21 protein-coding genes are annotated in these 18,932 nt (G+C 39.5%); 11 read left to right on the top strand and 10 right to left on the bottom strand.

Features of this window, described 5'->3' with window-relative positions:
* Positions 1–56: 56 nt before the first annotated feature.
* The gene (gene serA, locus AC1M89_RS07110; protein WP_035264273.1) at positions 57–1,289 is read right to left on the bottom strand and encodes a phosphoglycerate dehydrogenase; all 1,233 of its coding nucleotides are present in this window, start codon (positions 1,287–1,289) and stop codon (positions 57–59) included.
* Between the two features lie 352 nt (positions 1,290–1,641).
* Between serA and AC1M89_RS07115 the strand changes: the two genes are divergently transcribed.
* The 3 genes from AC1M89_RS07115 (at position 1,642) to AC1M89_RS07125 (ending at position 4,153) form a co-directional block, all read left to right on the top strand.
* On the top strand, positions 1,642–3,051 hold the full coding sequence (locus AC1M89_RS07115; RefSeq protein ID WP_180028909.1) for an FAD-binding oxidoreductase: 1,410 nt from the start codon (positions 1,642–1,644) through the stop codon (positions 3,049–3,051).
* Between the two features lie 77 nt (positions 3,052–3,128).
* Positions 3,129–3,557, top strand: coding sequence for a hypothetical protein (locus tag AC1M89_RS07120; RefSeq protein ID WP_481592256.1), 429 nt, complete (start codon positions 3,129–3,131; stop codon positions 3,555–3,557).
* 236 nt (positions 3,558–3,793) lie between these two features.
* Entirely contained in the window at positions 3,794–4,153 is a 360-nt protein-coding gene (locus tag AC1M89_RS07125; protein ID WP_228133217.1) for a hypothetical protein, read from the top strand.
* Positions 4,154–4,214: 61 nt separating this feature from the next.
* On the opposite strand, the gene AC1M89_RS07130 is transcribed toward AC1M89_RS07125, so the two are convergent.
* Positions 4,215–4,943, bottom strand: coding sequence for a YoaK family protein (locus AC1M89_RS07130; protein ID WP_051586500.1), 729 nt, complete (start codon positions 4,941–4,943; stop codon positions 4,215–4,217).
* 305 nt (positions 4,944–5,248) lie between these two features.
* On the opposite strand from AC1M89_RS07130, the gene AC1M89_RS07135 reads away from it, so the two are divergent.
* Positions 5,249–6,130 (top strand): pirin family protein, encoded by an 882-nt coding sequence (locus AC1M89_RS07135; RefSeq protein WP_481592255.1) that lies wholly within the window; start codon positions 5,249–5,251, stop codon positions 6,128–6,130.
* A 170-nt stretch (positions 6,131–6,300) separates the two neighbouring features.
* Positions 6,301–7,524: a chloramphenicol efflux MFS transporter CraA gene (gene craA, locus AC1M89_RS07140; protein ID WP_035264265.1), complete on the top strand. Its 1,224-nt coding sequence runs from the start codon at positions 6,301–6,303 to the stop codon at positions 7,522–7,524.
* 28 nt (positions 7,525–7,552) lie between these two features.
* On the opposite strand, the gene AC1M89_RS07145 is transcribed toward craA, so the two are convergent.
* The 4 genes from AC1M89_RS07145 to AC1M89_RS07160 form a co-directional block, all read right to left on the bottom strand.
* The gene (locus AC1M89_RS07145; RefSeq protein WP_179998758.1) at positions 7,553–7,843 is read right to left on the bottom strand and encodes a DUF3817 domain-containing protein; all 291 of its coding nucleotides are present in this window, start codon (positions 7,841–7,843) and stop codon (positions 7,553–7,555) included.
* 267 nt (positions 7,844–8,110) lie between these two features.
* Positions 8,111–8,689 carry a superoxide dismutase [Cu-Zn] SodC gene (gene sodC, locus AC1M89_RS07150; protein WP_373687194.1) on the bottom strand — a complete coding sequence of 193 codons (579 nt, stop codon included), beginning with the start codon at positions 8,687–8,689 and terminating at the stop codon, positions 8,111–8,113.
* A gap of 120 nt (positions 8,690–8,809) precedes the next feature.
* Entirely contained in the window at positions 8,810–9,919 is a 1,110-nt protein-coding gene (locus tag AC1M89_RS07155) for an AI-2E family transporter (RefSeq protein ID WP_035264258.1), read from the bottom strand.
* Positions 9,920–10,045: 126 nt separating this feature from the next.
* Complete coding sequence (locus AC1M89_RS07160; protein ID WP_092766778.1) at positions 10,046–10,690, bottom strand: ParA family protein; 645 nt, start codon at positions 10,688–10,690, stop codon at positions 10,046–10,048.
* A 132-nt stretch (positions 10,691–10,822) separates the two neighbouring features.
* Between AC1M89_RS07160 and AC1M89_RS07165 the strand changes: the two genes are divergently transcribed.
* Positions 10,823–11,290, top strand: a complete 468-nt coding sequence (locus AC1M89_RS07165) for a Holliday junction resolvase-like protein (RefSeq protein ID WP_092766687.1) — start codon at positions 10,823–10,825, stop codon at positions 11,288–11,290.
* Positions 11,291–11,321: 31 nt separating this feature from the next.
* On the opposite strand, the gene AC1M89_RS07170 is transcribed toward AC1M89_RS07165, so the two are convergent.
* Positions 11,322–11,954: a class I SAM-dependent methyltransferase gene (locus tag AC1M89_RS07170; RefSeq protein WP_035264378.1), complete on the bottom strand. Its 633-nt coding sequence runs from the start codon at positions 11,952–11,954 to the stop codon at positions 11,322–11,324.
* Positions 11,955–12,195: 241 nt separating this feature from the next.
* Between AC1M89_RS07170 and AC1M89_RS07175 the strand changes: the two genes are divergently transcribed.
* Together AC1M89_RS07175 and AC1M89_RS07180 are read left to right on the top strand one after the other, a co-directional pair.
* Positions 12,196–12,765 (top strand): hypothetical protein, encoded by a 570-nt coding sequence (locus tag AC1M89_RS07175; RefSeq protein WP_481593415.1) that lies wholly within the window; start codon positions 12,196–12,198, stop codon positions 12,763–12,765.
* Positions 12,766–12,843: 78 nt separating this feature from the next.
* Complete coding sequence (locus AC1M89_RS07180; RefSeq protein ID WP_481614066.1) at positions 12,844–13,281, top strand: protease inhibitor I42 family protein; 438 nt, start codon at positions 12,844–12,846, stop codon at positions 13,279–13,281.
* 49 nt (positions 13,282–13,330) lie between these two features.
* On the opposite strand, the gene AC1M89_RS07185 is transcribed toward AC1M89_RS07180, so the two are convergent.
* Positions 13,331–13,906: a hypothetical protein gene (locus AC1M89_RS07185; RefSeq protein ID WP_481614067.1), complete on the bottom strand. Its 576-nt coding sequence runs from the start codon at positions 13,904–13,906 to the stop codon at positions 13,331–13,333.
* Between the two features lie 53 nt (positions 13,907–13,959).
* On the bottom strand, positions 13,960–14,733 hold the full coding sequence (locus AC1M89_RS07190) for a class I SAM-dependent methyltransferase (protein ID WP_481614068.1): 774 nt from the start codon (positions 14,731–14,733) through the stop codon (positions 13,960–13,962).
* 121 nt (positions 14,734–14,854) lie between these two features.
* Between AC1M89_RS07190 and AC1M89_RS07195 the strand changes: the two genes are divergently transcribed.
* The 3 genes from AC1M89_RS07195 (at position 14,855) to AC1M89_RS07205 (ending at position 18,187) form a co-directional block, all read left to right on the top strand.
* On the top strand, positions 14,855–16,117 hold the full coding sequence (locus tag AC1M89_RS07195; protein ID WP_481614069.1) for a hypothetical protein: 1,263 nt from the start codon (positions 14,855–14,857) through the stop codon (positions 16,115–16,117).
* Positions 16,118–16,422: 305 nt separating this feature from the next.
* Positions 16,423–17,163, top strand: a complete 741-nt coding sequence (locus AC1M89_RS07200; RefSeq protein ID WP_481614070.1) for a TetR/AcrR family transcriptional regulator — start codon at positions 16,423–16,425, stop codon at positions 17,161–17,163.
* Between the two features lie 70 nt (positions 17,164–17,233).
* Positions 17,234–18,187 (top strand): 2-hydroxyacid dehydrogenase, encoded by a 954-nt coding sequence (locus AC1M89_RS07205; RefSeq protein ID WP_481614071.1) that lies wholly within the window; start codon positions 17,234–17,236, stop codon positions 18,185–18,187.
* Between the two features lie 110 nt (positions 18,188–18,297).
* On the opposite strand, the gene AC1M89_RS07210 is transcribed toward AC1M89_RS07205, so the two are convergent.
* On the bottom strand, positions 18,298–18,930 hold the full coding sequence (locus tag AC1M89_RS07210) for a hypothetical protein (RefSeq protein WP_481613174.1): 633 nt from the start codon (positions 18,928–18,930) through the stop codon (positions 18,298–18,300).
* Positions 18,931–18,932: the final 2 nt, after the last annotated feature.

Genomic DNA, 18,932 nt, shown 5'->3' on the forward strand with positions numbered 1-18,932 from the left:
ACACCATAAAAAAACCACAGCTCGAAAAAGCTGTGGTTTTCCAAACGTATTAGAGATTAGAACAATACGCGAGCGCGGATTGTACCTTCTACGTTATGAAGTGTATCAAGTGCTTCAGCAGAAGCTGTAGCATCAACGTCCATGACTAAATAACCCACATCACCTTTGGTCATAAGAGACTGACCTGAGATGTTAATGCCGTGTTCAGCAAACAGGTTGTTAATTTTAGACAACACGCCTGGAATGTTTTTGTGAATGTGAAGTAAACGGTGTTTACCTTCAGTCAATGGAAGCGCAATTTCAGGGAAGTTAACTGCTGACAATGTCATACCTTTGTCAGAGTAAGCAACGAATTTCTCTGCAACTTCTAGACCGATGTTTGCTTGAGCTTCCATCGTAGAACCACCCACGTGCGGTGTTAAAATCACGTTCGGGATATTACGTAGTGGAGAGATAAACTCTTCACCGTTCGCTTTAGGCTCTTTCGGGAATACGTCAACAGCAGCACCAGCCAAATGACCTGATTTCAGAGCATCAGCTAAATCTTCAATTACTACACATGTACCACGTGCAGCATTGATGAAGATTGAACCTTGTTTCATCTGAGCAAATTGCTCTTTGGTCATGAAATTACGTGTAGAAGGAACATCTGGCACGTGTAGTGATACAACATCAGCATTTGCAAGAAGTTCGCCCATTGAGCCAACTTGGCGAGCATTACCTAAAGGTAATTTTGTTACTGTATCAAAGTAAATCACTTTCATACCCATGCTTTCAGCAAGTACAGAAAGTTGTGAACCAATTGAACCGTAACCCACAATACCTAAAGTTTTACCACGTGTTTCAAATGAACCTACTGCAGATTTGTTCCAACCACCTGCATGTGTATCTGTAGATTTTTCAGGTACACGACGAAGGAGAAGAATAGCTTCAGCTAATACAAGTTCAGCAACAGAACGAGTATTTGAGTATGGTGCGTTGAACACTGGAATACCACGGCTCATCGCAGCATTCAAGTTCACTTGGTTTGTACCAATACAGAAACAACCGACCGCGATCAATTTATTCGCAGCTTCAAAAACTTCTTCAGTTAATTGTGTGCGCGAACGAATACCGATGAAGTGAGCATCTTTAATCGCTTCTTTCAGCGCTTCACCTTCAAGCGCAGTTTTACGATAGTCGATGTTGGTGTATCCAGCAGCATTCAAAGTGTCGATTGCGTTTTGGTGAACGCCTTCTAACAATAGGAAACGAATTTTATCTTTAGGCAAAGAGAGATGTTGGCTCATTACGGCTCCGCTACAAAGGCCAAATTTAGTGGCAGTATGATAGCATACGTGAGCGTGCTATATACATTTCCTTTATGACTTGAGCTATGGATATTTTTGCAAGATATAGTCCTTATCAGACAAACTGCGGTTGAATTAACTGCATCATATCTAAGTAACATTCGCAAAATGTCTGATTTTATCGGGGTTTCATGGGAAAATGCTTTATAATGCACAATCGTGAAATTGACTCATCTAGTCGTGGTGATATTTTCTTCACATTCGCTTAACAAATACGCTTTTAAAATCTTGATTAAAGGTTTGTTTTTTAAGCAATCTACAACTTGTATCTTTCTTGCTAGGTCTGCAAACGATGAATGCTCCAGTTGCTTTAACCCCAGAGTTATTGACTCAATTAACGTCAATTGTTGGTGAAAACCGTATCAAAACTGATGCGGACAGCCTACAAAATTGGGGACGCGATCACACTAAACATTTTGATCCAAACCCATCAGTCATCGTTTTTCCTTCGACGACTGAACAAGTTCAGGCAATTGTGAAACTAGCAAACCAATTTAATGTTGCTGTGACACCATCAGGTGGTCGTACTGGTCTTTCTGCAGGTGCTGTCGCTGCCAACGGTGAAATCGTGGTCAGCATGGATAAGATGAACCAAATTTTGGAATTCTTCCCAGCAGACCGTATGGTACGTGTACAAGCAGGTGTGGTCACTGAACAACTTCAGAACTATGCTGAAGAACAAGGTATGTATTATCCAGTTGATTTCGCTTCAGCTGGTTCATCACAAATCGGCGGTAACATCGGTACTAATGCAGGTGGTATTAAAGTCATTAAATACGGTATGACACGTAACTGGGTACTCGGTCTGACTGTGGTCACTGGTAAAGGTGATGTGCTGCGTTTAAACAAAGGCATGATCAAGAATGCGACAGGTTATGCGTTGCAACACTTATTTATTGGTGGTGAAGGTACTTTAGGTTTAGTGACTGAAGCGGAAATTAAACTTGAGCGTCAACCACAAGATCTGCAAGTGATGGTGCTCGGTGTACCTGACTTTGATGCAGTGATGCCAGTTCTTCACGCGTTCCAAGCGAAAATTGATTTAACTGCGTTCGAGTTCTTCGGTGAACTTGCGATGCAAAAAGTATTGGCAAATGGTCACGTGCAACGTCCATTTGAAACCGAATGCCCATTTTATGTATTGCTTGAGTTTGAAGCGCCATTTGAGCCAATTATGGACAAGGCAATGGAAATCTTTGAGCATTGTATGGAACAAGGTTGGGTACTTGATGGCGTGCTTAGTCAAAGCTTAGACCAAGTAGAAAGCTTATGGCGTCTGCGTGAAGATATTTCTGAGTCAATCGCACCATTTATCCCATACAAAAATGATATTTCAGTGCTCATCACACACGTACCTGCATTCATTAAAGAAATTGATGCAATTGTTGCTGACAATTATCCTGACTTTGAAATCTGCTGGTTTGGTCATATTGGCGATGGTAACTTGCACTTAAATATCTTAAAGCCTGAAAATTTAACCAAAGATGAATTCTTTGCGAAATGTCAGGTGGTGAACAAGTATGTATTTGATACTGTGAAAAAGTATGATGGTTCAATTTCTGCGGAACATGGTGTAGGTATGACGAAGAAGCCATATCTTGAGTACACACGTTCAGCTGAAGAAATTGAATATATGAAAGCGCTCAAACAAGTATTTGATCCAAATGGGATTATGAATCCAGGTAAATTATTTGATTTGTGAAACAAAATCTATCTATAAATAAGGTCTAAAAAACAGCATGCTTGTCATGCTGTTTTTTTATTTCATGAGAAATTTTAATGTTAAAAAGAATAATTTTTCTAAGTGCAATTGCACTTTCACTTAATGGATGTATAGGTCAAAAACAGTCGAATGAGATCAATACTAAAAATCATAATTCTGAAGCTGGTCAAGTAGAAACGTCGAAACAAAATGCCAATTCTGTTCAAAACTCTCCTTTAGATCAAGTGTATCGGAAAATTCAAAGCTTTGAAGATATGAGAACAGTAGATTTACAACAGGAATTCGATACACCTGAATCTGGAAAATCTCATGCAAAAGTAACTGTCACCTATGGTGGACTAGCGGATGACTCTGTTTCTGCACAACGTGAAACTTACCAATTTGAATACATCAATAGTGAGTGGAAAGAAATATCAAAAGATGAAACTTGGAAATGTGGTCGTGGACCAGATACTACAAACTTTCATAATAAATTATGCCCTTAAAAATTTACTTTCGAAATTTTCCATAAAATTGTTACGAGCGTCATTTGAACTGTTTAAATTCAAAAATGTAGCATCAATATGCTGCATTTTTTATTCGTATTTCTCGTTCTATTAATCATTTTTAATGAGCTTTAGAAAAAATAACATACATATCTGTTCTTTTTTGTCACAACAGTTCAGAACATCATATGTAAAAGATCAATGGCGAACTGAGTAAAACAATGATGATGAAAATAATGACCACAGTTGGTCTAGTTAGTATGATGCTCACGGGGTGTGCTACTACGAAAAATGTTATTTCTAAAGTACATGGGAATGACACTCCTTTAGAGCAAGTCTTGAAGCTACATCCTGAATTACGCAATGAGCTTGCGACTGTTGAATTACGTCAGTATTTTAATCGTGCCGAAGCACCGACCGTAGCCGAAGTCAAAGTGACACAAACAGGCTTGATGGATGACTCAATTGCTGCCGAGCGCTTTATCTATAGTTTTAAATTGAACGATGGTAAATGGCAGCAAGTTAATAAGAAAACGGAATACAAATGTGTGCGAGGAAAAAATACAAAATCTTTCCAAACTGCGCTTTGTCCATGACATCAGACCAGAAATTCGGTTTAAAAAGGCATAGTGAGTTATGCCTTTTTTATTGCATGCACTATTGAGTCGAATAAGGATGAGTAGACGAGAAGCGCCACTCACGATAGCAAATATAGCCCATCGCTAAAATGGGAAAAATCATACATAAGAAGCCAAACAACATATAAGTAATCGCACCTAATATTGCACCTGAACTGAAGGATAAAATAGTCGGTAAGATTTTTAGAATATTTTGTTTGGCAACTTGTTTGCGTTCTTCTGATACATGAGGCGCCCCATAAGCAATAGTAAAATCAATGGTTAGTTGAGCAAGATTGCCCGTCATTAAGGTTGAGGTAGCCATTGTAGATAGTAATGTTCGGATAATGGCATTTCGAATTCCCATTGCAGCAATGCCCAATGTTGCGGTAAGTATTGCGCCAAATTCAGCCAAAGTATAAAAGGGGCTGAAATTAAGTCCCGCCAGCATGAAGAGCGTTAACAGTATTGTCTCTGCAATAAAGAACCCCAGTAAGATGTTCGGATACTTGTCTTTCCAACGTTGTTCACACCACGCAGTAATACCAATCGTAACTACGAAAATGCCAATAAAAAGAGCCCACAGTCCTAATCCTCCCAAGATCGTTTCTTTGCCTGCAGTCACGATATAGCCAGTAACATGATTGGTATAAATGCCAAATAATGAAATAAATCCAACGGTATTTAGCCAACCACCGACGAGCGATAGAATCGAAGCTTCATGATGATGTCGCCAGCGATTTTTAATTGGTATGTAGCATTTTGACATAGTTCTAAAAGCTCAAGGTGTACTGAGAGATTACATCGACAAAACAAGTGTTTTATCGAGTCTGCAGATCCTTTGCTTTGTGGAATTAATCCACATGAACATTAAGTAATTAAAAGTTTCATATTGATCAGTGGTGAATGTTCAGATTAGATGATTTCTAACATTTTATATGTTTCAAATTGCATCAAATTTTGATGACAAAAATATTTCAATTGATAAAACACAACTGAAAGCATCATAAAATTAACGTAGAGGGAAATCTAAAACCGCATTAAACTAAAGTCATTCAATAAATAAGATAAAAAATGAAAACACTCGCTTTTATCCATCGTAACGACAGTCATTTTTCAGTTGGAGACTTTAATCCGGTCGTGTCTGTTTTTTCACACTATGAACTCGGAAATACAGTATCCCCATTTTTACTTCTCGATCATATTGGTCCCGGTATATTGAAACCCTCTCAACTGCGTAAAGGTGTTGAAGAGCATCCGCACCGTGGTTTTGAGACAGTCACATTCGTGTATGAAGGTGAGTTAGAGCATTGGGATTCGCAAGGTGGTGGAGGTGTTATTCAGAAAGGTGATGTACAGTGGATGACTGCTGCATCAGGCATTATTCATAAAGAAAAATTTAGTGAGTCATTTTCCCGAGAAGGTGGACGATTTGAAATGATTCAGCTGTGGGTGAATTTGCCAGCAATTGCAAAAAAATCGAATCCGCGTTATCAAAGCTTACTCAAATCTAATATCCCGGTTGTAGAGTTAGCTCATGATGCGGGTACTGCGCGTGTCATTGCTGGAGCCTTTATGCAAGTGAAAGGACCAGCATTAGTCCATAGTCCTTTGCTGGTTTTGGATTTGGATTTAAAAGGAGGTCACACACTCACATTACCAGCAGGACATTTGGATACCACACTGATGTATATGCGCCGTGGTAAAGTTGAATTTGGTACAGATGATGAATTACTGACTGATCAGGGAATGGCGGTGTTTTCAAGTCATGGTGAAAATGTTGAATTCACCACATTGTCTGATAGCAAAATTTTATATCTCATGGGGCAGCCGCTGAACGAGCCTTTAGTCGGGCGTGGTTTTTATGTCATGAATACGCAAGATGAGATTGTTGAAGCGATTGAGGAAATGAAGCATGGTACTTTTTTGAAAAGTCATGCAATTGATGCCAAATGATGTCAATGTTTGGGTGAGAAATTGATTTACGATAAAGGCTAAATTTTCGTTTAATTTTCAGACTTTGTTTCGTAGTTCAGGGTTACAAAAACGCAAAACTTTGTCATGGCATTGTGATGCATTTCACGTAAACTACGCTTCCAAAAAATATTCAAACATGTGAAAAAAACATGCAAAAGGTGAGTAAAGCAACCTTAAGTCGGGCAACAATTATGTTTCCTTTGGCATTGGTGCTCTTCGAATTTTCAGTCTATATCTGTAATGATCTTGTACAACCTGCGATGCTTACGATTACACGTGAGTTTGGTGTAGGCAGTGAGTGGGCGCCATCATCCATGTCTTTCTTTTTATTGGGTGGAGCATCTTTGGCGTGGTTTTTAGGACCGTTATCAGATCGCTTAGGTCGTAAAAAAGTACTCCTTGGAGGTGTTTTCTTTTTTGTAGTCTGCTGTTTGCTCATTTTATTCACCCAGTCTATAGAGCAATTTCTTGCATTTCGTTTTTTACAAGGGATTGGGCTGACCATTATTTCAGCTGTGGGTTATGCTGCCATCCAAGAAATTTTTGAAGAAAGAGATGCGATTAAAGTCATGGCTTTAATGGCGAATATTTCATTGATCGCACCATTGCTTGGTCCTGTGCTCGGCGCATTTATGATAGACCATGTGTCTTGGCATTGGGGTTTCATTGGGATTGCCTTTTTAGCAGCCTTAAGTTGGTTTGGTCTTAAAGCAAAAATGCCTGAGCAGCATTTGAGTATTCCAAAGCAACCATTAAGTTATGTATGGGATGATTTCAAAGCCATTTTTAAAAATAAAAAATTTATGGGCTTGGCTTTGTCAGTACCCATGGTCTCAATTCCACTAATTTTGTGGATCGCTATGTCACCTGTAATTTTGGTCGAACAGCTCGGTCTGACCAATATGCAATATGGCTATGCACAGGTGCCTGTATTGGGTGGTTTAATTATTGGAAATATTGTCCTGATTCGTGTTATTGATCGCTATGCAGTAGGAAAGACCGTGGTAGTTGCATTGCCGTTGATGTTGGTTGGAACGCTTATTGTTTTGGCTGGTGCGATTTGGCAGGATTATTTATTATGGTGCTTAATTATCGGTATGACCTTAATCAGTTTTGGTGAGGGCTGCAGTTTTTCTGTGCTTTATCGTTTTAGTTTAGATGCTTCTGAGGTATCTAAAGGAACTGTTGCTGCCGCAGTAGGCATGATTATGATGATTGCATTCTTTGTTGTGATCGAAATTGTACGCATTATGTATGAATCCTATGGCACGATGGCATATGCATTGGCTTGTTTTATCCTTATTGCACTATGGTTTAGTGCTCCAAGAAAAATTGTTCATCAGATCATGCAAGAAAGAGCCACTTCAGCATAAAAAATCCTCCTTGTGGAGGATTTTTTAATCATTGTATTTGTTCGAGATGTTTGAGTTTACGATCAAAAATAAAAGGGGCAAAGGGTAGAACGGAAGCTATCAGCCCAAGAATAAATACATTGATAGACCACTTTTGCTTCTCGCATACCACAAATAATACGACTAAAAACAGCACAAATAGAACGCCATGTCCCATGCCAATATATTTCACATAAATAGGCTGATCCAACATATATTTCATTGGCATGGCAAAAAAGAGCAGTAGTAGGAATGAAATCCCTTCAAGTAAACCAATAATACGTAAGGACTTAATATTCATTCTCAAACCCCACAAAAGAAGACATCCTATTTTACCTAATCGTTGTTGTAGCAAAGTTAGAATCTATGTGGACTAGATCGCATTGTTTAAGGGAAATATAATTTATAATAATCGTTTTTTATGATAGTAGATTTAAAAATAAGCTAATATGTCAATCATGTCTATAAAGATGGATATGAAGTGATACTCACAACATTTTATAGATCATCAGCGAAATAAAAAAGGACTAAGCTAGAGCTTAATCCTTTGATGAGTCTTGGGTGTAGTTTAGCGTATAACACCACATGCTACACGATCACCCCCACCACCTAGTGGTTTAGGTTGGTCTGAATAATTGTCACCACCTGCATGTACCATGATGGATAGACCTTGAATGTCTGCAAGTGTGAGACGTGGTGCAATCACTTGTGTTTTTGCATTACCTGACGCGTCAACATTTAACACTGGTAAGTCACCTAGATGACCATCGTTTGGCGTACCATGCCCAGGCGCTTGATTTGGATTGTAATGTCCACCAGCGGCAAGCGCAGCACCCATTTTGCCATCTTTTTCAGCAGGTTCACATGAGCCTTTTTCATGGATATGGAACCCGTGATATCCAGGTGATAATTTAGTTAAGTCCGTTGTGATCACAAGACCTTTGTCACTATCTTGGAAGCTAATCGTTCCAATTTGATCATGAACTCCTTGAGCACTCACCGCATTTACAGGAATGGTTTGGATTTTAGTGTTGGATTCTTTGGATGCAGATGTATTTTGCGTTGCTGCACATCCCACAAAGCCTAAACTCAGCAATGCACTGAGCATAGAAATTTTGAATGCTGAAACTTTCGATTGCATTTGCATGCTGTTCTATCCTTGTTCCATGTAAGTGATAACGCATTGAAACAAATTTGGCATTTAGCAACAAGAACGATTTAAGTATTTGATTGTATAGATTTCTTATCAGTAAAAATAAAACACCACTTATGAGAGTGGTGTTTCATTGTCTTGATCGTAGGCCATCGTGGCTTTAGGCACGGGTTCTGGTTCCAGTGTTTCATGTAACCATTCACGCCAAATGGCTAAAAGAATGGCGAGAATTACAGGACCAATAAAGAGTCCAACTAAACCAAAGCTCGCTAAACCACCCAATACACCAAACATGATCAATAAGAACGGAATTTGAGTAGCACCTGAAATGACCAAAGGACGAATGACATTGTCGGCTGTACTCACCACACAAACGCCCCAAGCCATTACGCCAATCGCCTCAACGGTCTGACCTTGTGAAAATAACCACAGTGAAACAGCACCATATGCCACTGGAGGGCCAAAAGGAATCAGCGCCATGATAAAGGTCATAATGGTTAAAAGCATTGGATTTGGAACACCAGCAACGTAATAACTGATTCCTGCCAATATCGACTGTGCAACGGCAGTCAAACCAACACCATATACTACTGCACGCGTTGTTTCAGAGATCGTGTCGATATAATGTTGGATACGTGGACCAATGACTTTCTCCATCGCTTTACTGACCTGTTGAACAATCGTTTGTCCATCACGGTAAAAGAAAAATAGAGAGAGCATGGCAAAACCAAGTTTGACTAAATTTTTGGTAATTTCGCTAATCACGAATTTACCGTAATTTAGATGTCCTTGAATCCATACACTAATATTACTGAAAAGTGCATTTGGGTCGGCATTGATGTCACGTACAATTCGAGAAACTTCTTTACCTACAATGGGTAACTCACGTATCACGTCAGGAACGGTGATATGACCAGAAGCCAGTTGGCGCTGTAAATCAAAGAATAAGTTTCGGCCTTCATGTTGAAGTAAGAAGATAGCAAAGGTGAACGGTAAACCGACAACGAGTGCCAATAAGAACGTCATAACAGACGCACCCAATGTAGGTCGATTACCACACCAAGCGAGAATACGTTTGTATAAAGGCCAAGTCATATAGGCGATAATACAAGCCCATAACACAGGTACGATAAAGTATTTGACAATGTCATATCCCAAATAAAGCAGAATAAAAAACAAGCCAAATAAAAGTACACGCTGTAAAGTTGGATTAAAATCTTGCACTAAAGTCTCTGATCTATATTCTTGATTTTCAAACTTATCTGCCGCACATCTGATTCATTTCGAGTATGCATTTAACATCATATATGAAAATGAAAAAAAAGTGCGATGACAATCTGTATTCTTTATTTAGAACCAATCACTTGGATCATCAATTAAAACATCTAACAAGGGTTGCCATTGTTGTTGTATTGATAAATAAGTTTTTTGATTTTTATCAAAAATGTTGAGACCCTGCATCGCCAATTGACCATAAGCTGTTCTTTCAGAAATCCAAGCAACAGGTTGTTGATCAATCTTGGCAAAGAACTGTTGAATCTCTTTAGCACTCTGACTATTTGGTTTGACACGATTTGCCACCAAATGAACTTGAACTTTACCTTTCCGAATACGTTTAATGTCATGGATGTGTTTTAAGAAGCGACGCGTGCTGTCGATATCAAAAAAAGAAGGTTGCAGAGGTGTGACCACTGCATGACATTCTGCAATTAATTGTTCAGCGTGTTCACCTGTTAATGCGCCTGGAGCATCAATAATCAGATAATCAAGATTCTTCGGTGCATCACCAATCGATTTTTCATGGCGCCAATCTAAACTTTGAATGTGTGTTGCTGATTCTGGGCGCTGTTTTAACCATTGCAATGCAGATTTTTGATTGTCCGCATCCGCCAATGCGACTTTATAACCTTTCTGTGCGAGTGCTGTCGCCAGCGTAATCGCAGAAATTGTTTTTCCACAGCCACCTTTTTGGTTGGCAATCAGTATCGTTTTCATGAGTTTAAAATTATACATGCTTCAAATAAGGTCTAATCTTAGCTTAGCATTAAAATCAGCCAAAACGCGCATACATGACAAAAGTTTAGTTCTTGTTTAAATTGTCCGCATAACAAGTCATAGAGAACGTCAATGTCCATTTGGATGGCAATATTAATAGGCGCCTGTATTGGCGTGGTAATCACCACAATGATGTTGAGCTCAACCCGCAATGGCCGTATCAAAGCAGAATATGAACAATATATTGCAGAGCTTGAACTTGAGCATCAACACGCATTAGCTGCTGCTCAAAAACGCAGTGTAAATACCAGTCGTGCGGTGTTGAAAGGTAAAATGGCTGAACAATTAGCACCGATTATGCCAGAATTTCAATATTTACCCAGTGATGCTAAATTCTTAGGTGATCCTGTCGACTATGTGGTATTTGATGGATATACAGATTTCCGTGATGGTGATGGCGCAGCAGAAGATATTGAAGTTGTATTGATTGATATTAAAAGTGGTGGAGCACGGCTCACCAAAGGTCAGATGGCAATTGCGAATGCAATTGCCGAAGGGCGTGTGCGTTTTGAGACGATCCGTATCGACTTTCAAGACTAGCTTGGATCAATAATCCACTACTTAGAAGTGATCAGTTGGTTTTAGTCGCGCGAGCAAGCATCATGCGACGGCCTACTTTGGGCACTTCTTCTGCTTCGAAATAATCGAGTTCAGAAATCTCAAAGCCAGCATCAAGCAGTGCTTGCTCGATATTTCTGTTCAAATGACAACCATCAGCAATCACTTTCTGTACTGGCGTTAAAAGATCTTGAAGACGCTTTAAACTCTTTTGCTGTTGTGCATCGTAAGCGACATGTTCAACCAAATGCAAAGTGCCACCGATGCGTAATACACGTTTAATTTCATGTAGAACTTGTTGAACATGACTCACACTACACAATGTCCATGTACTGACGACATGTTGAATAGATTGATCTTCAAAAGGTAAATTTTCCGCTTTAGCATGAACATGTTCCACATGGAACGGTGCATCTTGAATACGCTGTTCAGCTAATTTGTATACATCTAAACTCGGTTCAAGCGCATAGAGACTGTCCACAGCTTGATAAAATGGCAGGTTAATTCCTGTACCAAAACCAATTTCTAATACCTCACCTTGAATCGGAAGCAGAAGACGGCGTCTGCTATCCATCATACTTGGTAACTGCATGACTTGATTCAGAATATGAGGGAATACTCGTTGCTGATAAAATTTGTAGATCATTTTTGTTCTTAACATCTTCCATTATTTGATTATTTTACACGTTGAATACACTTTTAACAGTAGACAAAATTGTGACTAAATCACGATAGATTGTTACTGTTCATCAATTTCCTTTTCAGAATGAAGTTCTAAGATAGATCATATAGATTTAGGTTAAATACAATTCAGTCGGATGTTGTCCATAGTAGATGTATGTGCTGCGGTTGGGTTGTTTTTGACACTTAGCAAGAAGGATGGATGTCTGTTGAAAAAGTTAGTTCTCGCATTATGTATCGCCCTTGGTGGTGTTTCGGCTTATAGCTCTGCCAGTGTGAAGTCGAGCGACTTTAATATTGCCAATGGTTTGCCGCCAGCTTCGGCAGATCAAAAAATTTCGGTATTGGAACCTTTTGAAGGGGAATTTCGTATTCTTGGTTCGAAAGAATATACCGATGATCCGCAAGCCCAATTTTCACCCATCGACTATGCAGTGACCCGCGGTATTTTCACAGAACCTGGAATTGCACGACAAATTTCGATTAATCAGTATGACCGCTACTTAAATTGGAAAATGGCAAAACCACCGATTCACCCACGCTTAGCAACACAGTTGGTGAGTAACATGCACATTATCCCGGCTAATCCACAAATTGCGAAAGAAATTAAGAAAGTTCAACGTGGTGATCTGGTGCGCTTAGAAGGGGAATTGGTTCAAATCAATGCCAAAGATTTGGTGTGGAAGTCAGCTTTGGATTGGAATGGTATCGGTGATGGTGCATGCAAATTAATTCGCGTCGAATCAATTGAATGGTTAGAAAAGCGAAATATTTAAATATGATTTGAGATTGATGAGTTTGAAATGATTTTCAGCTCAAAGTTTTGATCATTAGATAAATGAGAGAGTGGGATCATGAGCGTTGGCAAGACATCCTTATGGATAAGTTTATGTATTGGCATACTCGGGAGTAGTCTTGCCGCATGTCAAAATCCAGTCTCTGAAGTGCAAGCGGAGTCCCATCACTATACTGATCAGCAAAATTGTCCTGCACTATTGGTGATGAAAGTGGGTGAAACCTTAGAATTTAATGCAGCAGAAAATCCAAGTACGGGTTATCAATGGCAAATTATGCAACCGCTTCATCTCTTTAAAGTTGAAGAACAATATTTGGCGACTGAAAAATCAAAAGCGATGGTAGGCGTTGGAGGTGAAAAGACAGTGACGCTGACTGCGCTAAAGCCTGGTCAGGAACTCATTGAATTGGCGTATGTGCGACCTTGGGAAGTTGCTCAAGACCGTACTCAAACAGATGCCCCAACATCGTGGCAATGTCGAGTACGTATTTCTTAAGCAGGCAGAACACCGTTTCTAAAATTGTGCTGTACTTTTACTATGTACGCTATTGTTCTTTCGTGACACTAGTATTTTGACTCCAATGTTGGAGTTGGGCTTTCGCAGTATAATAATCACTCATATTTCGAATTGCATCTTTAGGATTTCGAAGCTCATCTTCAGGAGACTGTTCGAGCTCTTGATAGACCTCAATCTGATTTTCCCAGTATTGATAAAATAAGCCTTGAATATATCTACCTTGTTCCGTCTTAAGATCTAATTCTTTCAACATATTGAGGGAGGACTGAATGAGATCTCGTTTACGCTGAAACTCCATATCCGCATTTAAATTGCCATCTGCTTTTAATTGCTGAAGTTCTGCGTCTAGCTCATCACTTAATTGCTCAAAACTTTGCTCATATTGATTCAGCAAAGCAACGTCATGTGCGTCATTTGGAGTGGATTCAAACGATTTGATCGGCTGTGCTTCAATTTGTGTTTTCAATTCAACAGATGGATCAACGGATTCTTTTTGTTCGGTCTGAGGGTTTTGTTCTGTTTTTTGGCATCCAATGAGCATGAAAGGCATACTCAAGCAGAGTGCAAATATCGAAAGTTTAATAGGGTGAAGATTTGCCGTCATGAGAGTCAATCCTCTGTTGGTTTTTTTAATGAATGATCGAGATTAAGTTTAGTTTATCGCGCACGATAGTGATAGGCATAAGTGATATAAGGAAAGGAAACTTCATCATGGGGCATGAGTCCCGTATGTTCAAATACGATCGATTCAAATGCTGTTTTCATTTTTGCTTGGTCTGCCGCTGACATTACCGCAATAAAACTGGTAGATAGGAGTCGTTTGCTGACGACCTGTTCAACACTGCCGACTTGATACTGAGTGAAGGTACTTAAACTTTGGTATTCAAATAATTCTTGCTGCTGAAATACATTTTGCCATTGGTTGCTGTGAAAGCGTGGCGTATCGGACTCAAAAGGTGCGATGTAATCCGCCAATGCTTTGACCCAATCCACTGAGATATCTCGTTGGTTCCAGACTAGACCTAAATGCCCTTGGGGTTTAAGAAGGCGATGCATTTCTTGCAATGTTTGGCGTTCAGCAAACCAATGAAATGACTGTGCGCATAAAATAGCATCAACACTATGCATTAATTGCGCAATTTGATAGCTTGATGCTTGTAGTGTCTTCACCTCAGGATGTACTATTTTCAATTGTTCGAGCATTGCTGGAATCGGTTCAACGGCGATTATGTTCGAGGTGACTTGTTTTAGATAGTGCAGGAATTTTCCTGTCCCTGAACCTAAGTCAATCGCAACTGCATCAGGATGAATATTCAACTCATCTTTCAACCACGTGACGATAGCCTGTGGATAATTTGGTCGGACTTGTTGATAAAGTTCAGCCGCAGAACTAAACCCATTTTCAGCAGCAGGATGAAGTGAATGTGTCATATTTTGCGCTTTTTAATCTGAACAGTATCTATAAAATATGACACCGACAATGTGATGTAAGCAAGTGAACGATTGATTCATTTTGCAAACCAGATGATGAGAACCCTTTTTCGGAATTGCAATGGATAAGCAAATAGTATTTGAAGACGAACACATCAGAGCAATTTATTTAAAAGGAACAACAGAAACATTGGTTCTCTCTTTTGGTGACTTGATCAGTCGTGCCAAAGGCAATGCCATTAATGCTGAAAAATCCTTAGCCAAATATGACTACAATGTCATTGGTATCATGCCAAAACAAAAGTCATGGTTCCCATCACTGAGCATGCACGCTTTAATCGAGCAAATATCACCTTTGTTGAATCAATTTCAGCGTGTCGTGGCTTATGGTGGTTCTATGGGCGGCTACGCAGCGATTAAGTACAGTAAGCTATTGGGCGCAGCACGTGTGGTCTCTATGGTGCCACAATATTCAATTAATCCTGCTGAAATCGAAGACCGCCGTTATACTGATTTTTACGATCCTAAGGTCAATGCTGACATGCAAATTGACGCGACAGATATTGCGTGCGATGCAGAATATATCGTGGTTTATGATCCTTACTTTGATCTGGATCGCGAGCACTATGAAAAGATTAAGCCACTTATTCCTCAACTCAATACACTTCATTTACCTTATACGGGTCATGATGCGGTTGCTGTATTAGCAAATTCTGCGTTATTGCATGATTTTATTGAACATGAATTTGATGCAACTTACTTTTATCGCCAGATTCGAGCAGTTAAAAAGAACAGTAAATTTTACTATCGAAGCGTGATCGCACATCTGCTTGGCACCCACAATGAAGCATTAGGTAATATTTTAAAAACCATCGATCTACAACTAGACAGTAGCTTTTTTGATGCCAGTCTTAAACAGACGATTACCCGTATTTTACTGACCAACAAACGAGTAGATGAACAAGATCTACAAAAGCTCGGTATTTCGATTCATTTGCCGTTTGAAAATAAAACACAACTTCATGACAGCTTTGGCAAAGTGTTGGTCTTTAACGTGATCACCCAAAAACTAGAAAGCTATGAACAACATGTGATTGATATTAATGGTAAATATATTATTCCATTACATGTGGAAAGTACTGGATTGGCCCAGATTGAAATTAAAAAACAGCACTATCTCATTTGTATGAATGATCGCCGTGTCACCAAATTGATCAAAATGGATGATGCGCTCAGTGCGGATATGAGCCCTTTGATTGTGAAAAAGGGCGAAGGTTTCTTTAGCATCAGTTATAAGCATCTCTATATGCACTGCGATGAGTTAGGAAACTGTATTTTTGAATCAGATACTGTTGGTGAAGCAGAAAAATTTTCAGTGGAGTAAGGCTGAATTTTTCATAGTTATTGATCAAAGCGCTTCGGCGCTTTTTTTATCTTTAAGTAAAAAAGATAGAGTGTGTGATAGGTCTCAATCTGTCATAAAAAGTGATATTGTTTAAAATTTACCCGTGTTTATTTTGTAACGAAAGCGACGGAATGACTCTGTTTCGTTGCTAAGATCAGGCAATATATAACGAATTTGAATGATTCAAATGATGATGTATTCATGAATATCAGAATATTCATGCATCTTTCACGTGTCTACTTGAGCACAAAAAAACCCATATAAATGGAATTTAGGTGGGACAAATGAATAAAAAGAAAATTGCAAAAACTGAAACAGGAATGAATCCTCCAAAACAATCGCGTACACATCGTCGTGTTATGCAGGTGATTCAAACCGCTGAAAAACTTTTAGTTAAAATGGGCTTAGAGTCAATTTCAATTCCTGAAATTGCCAATGCTTCAAACATTCCAAGAGCGAGTATTTATCAGTTCTTTCCGACAAAATATGATTTGTTGCATCATATGGCACAGTTGCATTTGCAGAAACTAGTAAGCTTGCTCAAGGACGCTGGTTTAAACGTCATACGCGAACATCCGCACGAAAGTATGGCGGCTTATGGTCGAATGGTGGCTGCAGCTGTGATTGAAACCACTGCCAAGTTTTATAATGAATCTGCTGTGGCACGATTATTAATATTGTCAGGTCCACTGAACCGACAAGTGTATTTACGTCATCAAATGGAACTCAAACAGTTCAGTCAAGATTTAAGAGATGCACTTAAAGCAATTCGGGTAGATGATTATTTACCGCAACAACCTGACAGTATGTTGATCATTATTGAAATGATCTTTACTTGTATGAAACATGGTTATTACACAGAAGATCGGATTTCTGAACGTATTTGTGAAGAGGCGTATCGTTTGGCAACGGCATATTTAAATGCACTAAAAGAAGATCAATTTTCCCTAAAAGCACAGCGTGCAGCAACGACGCAATCTGAGACAAAAAACCAGTCAAATCAACTATTGTTGACTTACAATTAAGCTTACAATCAGTTGAATTATCATGAAAATCTTGCAGTCGAAATGCAGATAAATATTGCTGAGGTTCAACGTGAAAGCTGTTTTTTTGGATCAATTCTCTCTCGATCAGAATGATTTAGATTTTTCGGGGTGGTATCAAGTCTTTGATGAGGTAACATTCTTTGAGCGCACTGATCCAGATCAAGTGCTTGAACGCATTGCGGATGTAGATGTGGTGGTGACCAATAAAGTGGTGATTACGGCAGACATGATGCAAAAACGACCGCAGCTTAAATTAATTTTAATTTCGGCCACAGGCACCAATAATGTCGATTTAATCCAAGCAAAAGCGCAAAACATTGTGGTATGTAACTGTCAGGCATATGGTACTGCCGCTGTAGCTCAACATACCATGATGTTGATGCTCAACTTGGCAACGTCTTTTATTCAATATGATCGTGCAGTTCGTGCGGGTGAATGGAATAAAGCATCACAATTCTGTTTATTAGATTTCCCCATTGCTGAATTGAATGGTAAGACCTTAGGGATTTTGGGCTATGGTGAACTTGGTCAAGCAGTAGCGAAATTGGCTGAAGCCTTTGGTATGAAGGTGATTGTGGCTCATTTACCAGGACGACCTGCAGCCGCTGATCGTGTCAGTTTAGAAAGCTTGCTGCTTCAATCAGACTTTATTAGCTTACATTGTCCATTAACTGAAACAACACGCGACTTAATTGATGCAGAAGCATTCAGTCTAATGAAAGAAAGTGCATATTTAATTAATTGTGCCCGTGGTGGCATTGTGAATGAACAAGCATTGGCGGAAGCACTAATCAATCGGAGAATCGCAGGGGCAGCGACTGATGTATTGAGTATAGAACCGCCTCAGCAAGGCAATGTGTTATTGAATTCGGATATCCCTAATCTCATTATTACACCACACAGTGCATGGGGAAGCGTTGAAGCACGTCAACGCATTGTGCAACAAGTACAGGAAAACGCAGCTGCATTTAAAGCGGGTCAACCGATCCGTCACGTCAACTGAAGTTAAGCAATAAAAAAGGTGCTTCTCACAGCACCTTTTTTATTGAAGAGATATAAATAAACTCAACCTAATAAATAAACTCCACTTAGGTTTGAATAAAACGACAGGGTTTAACGTGGGACACCTGCATCACTGTCATCTACAGCTGGACTAGAGGTGGTAGCTCCACTATTAGGTAAAGCAACACTTTGACGCTGAATGGTCGGTTCTGCTTCAGGTGCTTGATTTTGACTTGCTAGCGTGGTGTTGGCTGATTGCGCAGTTTCAAGGTTGACTGAATTTTCTTGAACGGGTAAAGCGACCGATGCAGTAGTTGGAGCCGGGGAGGCTGTGACAGCAGGTGCTGTCGTTGGGTTGGGTTGACTCAAACTGCCTCTTTCGATGGGAACACCACCTGCACCGACGAGGTTCTGTTTAGCATGCTGCACAGATTTAACAGTTGTATCCACGCCTTGACGAGCACCGTCACGTAATGCAATCGCTTTTTCATTGGTGAATTCTTTGGTGTTTTGCCAAGCTGAATCGACGGATGGTTTGATTTTAGCAATACCACGCTTGGTCGCATCATCAACGGTGTTGGCTGTATTTTGCAAAGTCTCTTGTGCTTTGACTGCAAGTACTTTGGCTAAATTTGGATTGTCACCGTAAGCAGGATTGTTGCCTGTTAAAGTAGAGTCTTGAGCAAATGTAGTTGCTGAGCATAGCGTAATGCAACTTACCAGCATCGTTTTCATTATGTTCATGA

The sequence above is a fragment of the Acinetobacter sp. ANC_7635 genome (assembly GCF_056779945.1).

Excerpts from the sequence above, each read along its gene's own strand:
- AC1M89_RS07170 (WP_035264378.1), bottom strand. The coding sequence starts at position 11,954 with ATGATCTACAAATTTTATCAGCAACGAGTATTCCCTCATATTCTGAAT.
- AC1M89_RS07185 (WP_481614067.1), bottom strand. The coding sequence starts at position 13,906 with ATGACGGCAAATCTTCACCCTATTAAACTTTCGATATTTGCACTCTGC.
- AC1M89_RS07125 (WP_228133217.1), top strand. The coding sequence starts at position 3,794 with ATGACCACAGTTGGTCTAGTTAGTATGATGCTCACGGGGTGTGCTACT.
- AC1M89_RS07180 (WP_481614066.1), top strand. The coding sequence starts at position 12,844 with ATGAGCGTTGGCAAGACATCCTTATGGATAAGTTTATGTATTGGCATA.
- AC1M89_RS07165 (WP_092766687.1), top strand. The coding sequence starts at position 10,823 with ATGTCCATTTGGATGGCAATATTAATAGGCGCCTGTATTGGCGTGGTA.
- AC1M89_RS07135 (WP_481592255.1), top strand. The coding sequence starts at position 5,249 with ATGAAAACACTCGCTTTTATCCATCGTAACGACAGTCATTTTTCAGTT.
- AC1M89_RS07195 (WP_481614069.1), top strand. The coding sequence starts at position 14,855 with ATGGATAAGCAAATAGTATTTGAAGACGAACACATCAGAGCAATTTAT.
- AC1M89_RS07145 (WP_179998758.1), bottom strand. The coding sequence starts at position 7,843 with ATGAATATTAAGTCCTTACGTATTATTGGTTTACTTGAAGGGATTTCA.
- craA (WP_035264265.1), top strand. The coding sequence starts at position 6,301 with ATGCAAAAGGTGAGTAAAGCAACCTTAAGTCGGGCAACAATTATGTTT.
- AC1M89_RS07210 (WP_481613174.1), bottom strand. The coding sequence starts at position 18,930 with ATGAACATAATGAAAACGATGCTGGTAAGTTGCATTACGCTATGCTCA.
- sodC (WP_373687194.1), bottom strand. The coding sequence starts at position 8,689 with ATGCAAATGCAATCGAAAGTTTCAGCATTCAAAATTTCTATGCTCAGT.
- AC1M89_RS07130 (WP_051586500.1), bottom strand. The coding sequence starts at position 4,943 with ATGTCAAAATGCTACATACCAATTAAAAATCGCTGGCGACATCATCAT.
- AC1M89_RS07190 (WP_481614068.1), bottom strand. The coding sequence starts at position 14,733 with ATGACACATTCACTTCATCCTGCTGCTGAAAATGGGTTTAGTTCTGCG.
- AC1M89_RS07200 (WP_481614070.1), top strand. The coding sequence starts at position 16,423 with ATGAATAAAAAGAAAATTGCAAAAACTGAAACAGGAATGAATCCTCCA.
- AC1M89_RS07120 (WP_481592256.1), top strand. The coding sequence starts at position 3,129 with ATGTTAAAAAGAATAATTTTTCTAAGTGCAATTGCACTTTCACTTAAT.
- serA (WP_035264273.1), bottom strand. The coding sequence starts at position 1,289 with ATGAGCCAACATCTCTCTTTGCCTAAAGATAAAATTCGTTTCCTATTG.
- AC1M89_RS07115 (WP_180028909.1), top strand. The coding sequence starts at position 1,642 with ATGAATGCTCCAGTTGCTTTAACCCCAGAGTTATTGACTCAATTAACG.
- AC1M89_RS07160 (WP_092766778.1), bottom strand. The coding sequence starts at position 10,690 with ATGAAAACGATACTGATTGCCAACCAAAAAGGTGGCTGTGGAAAAACA.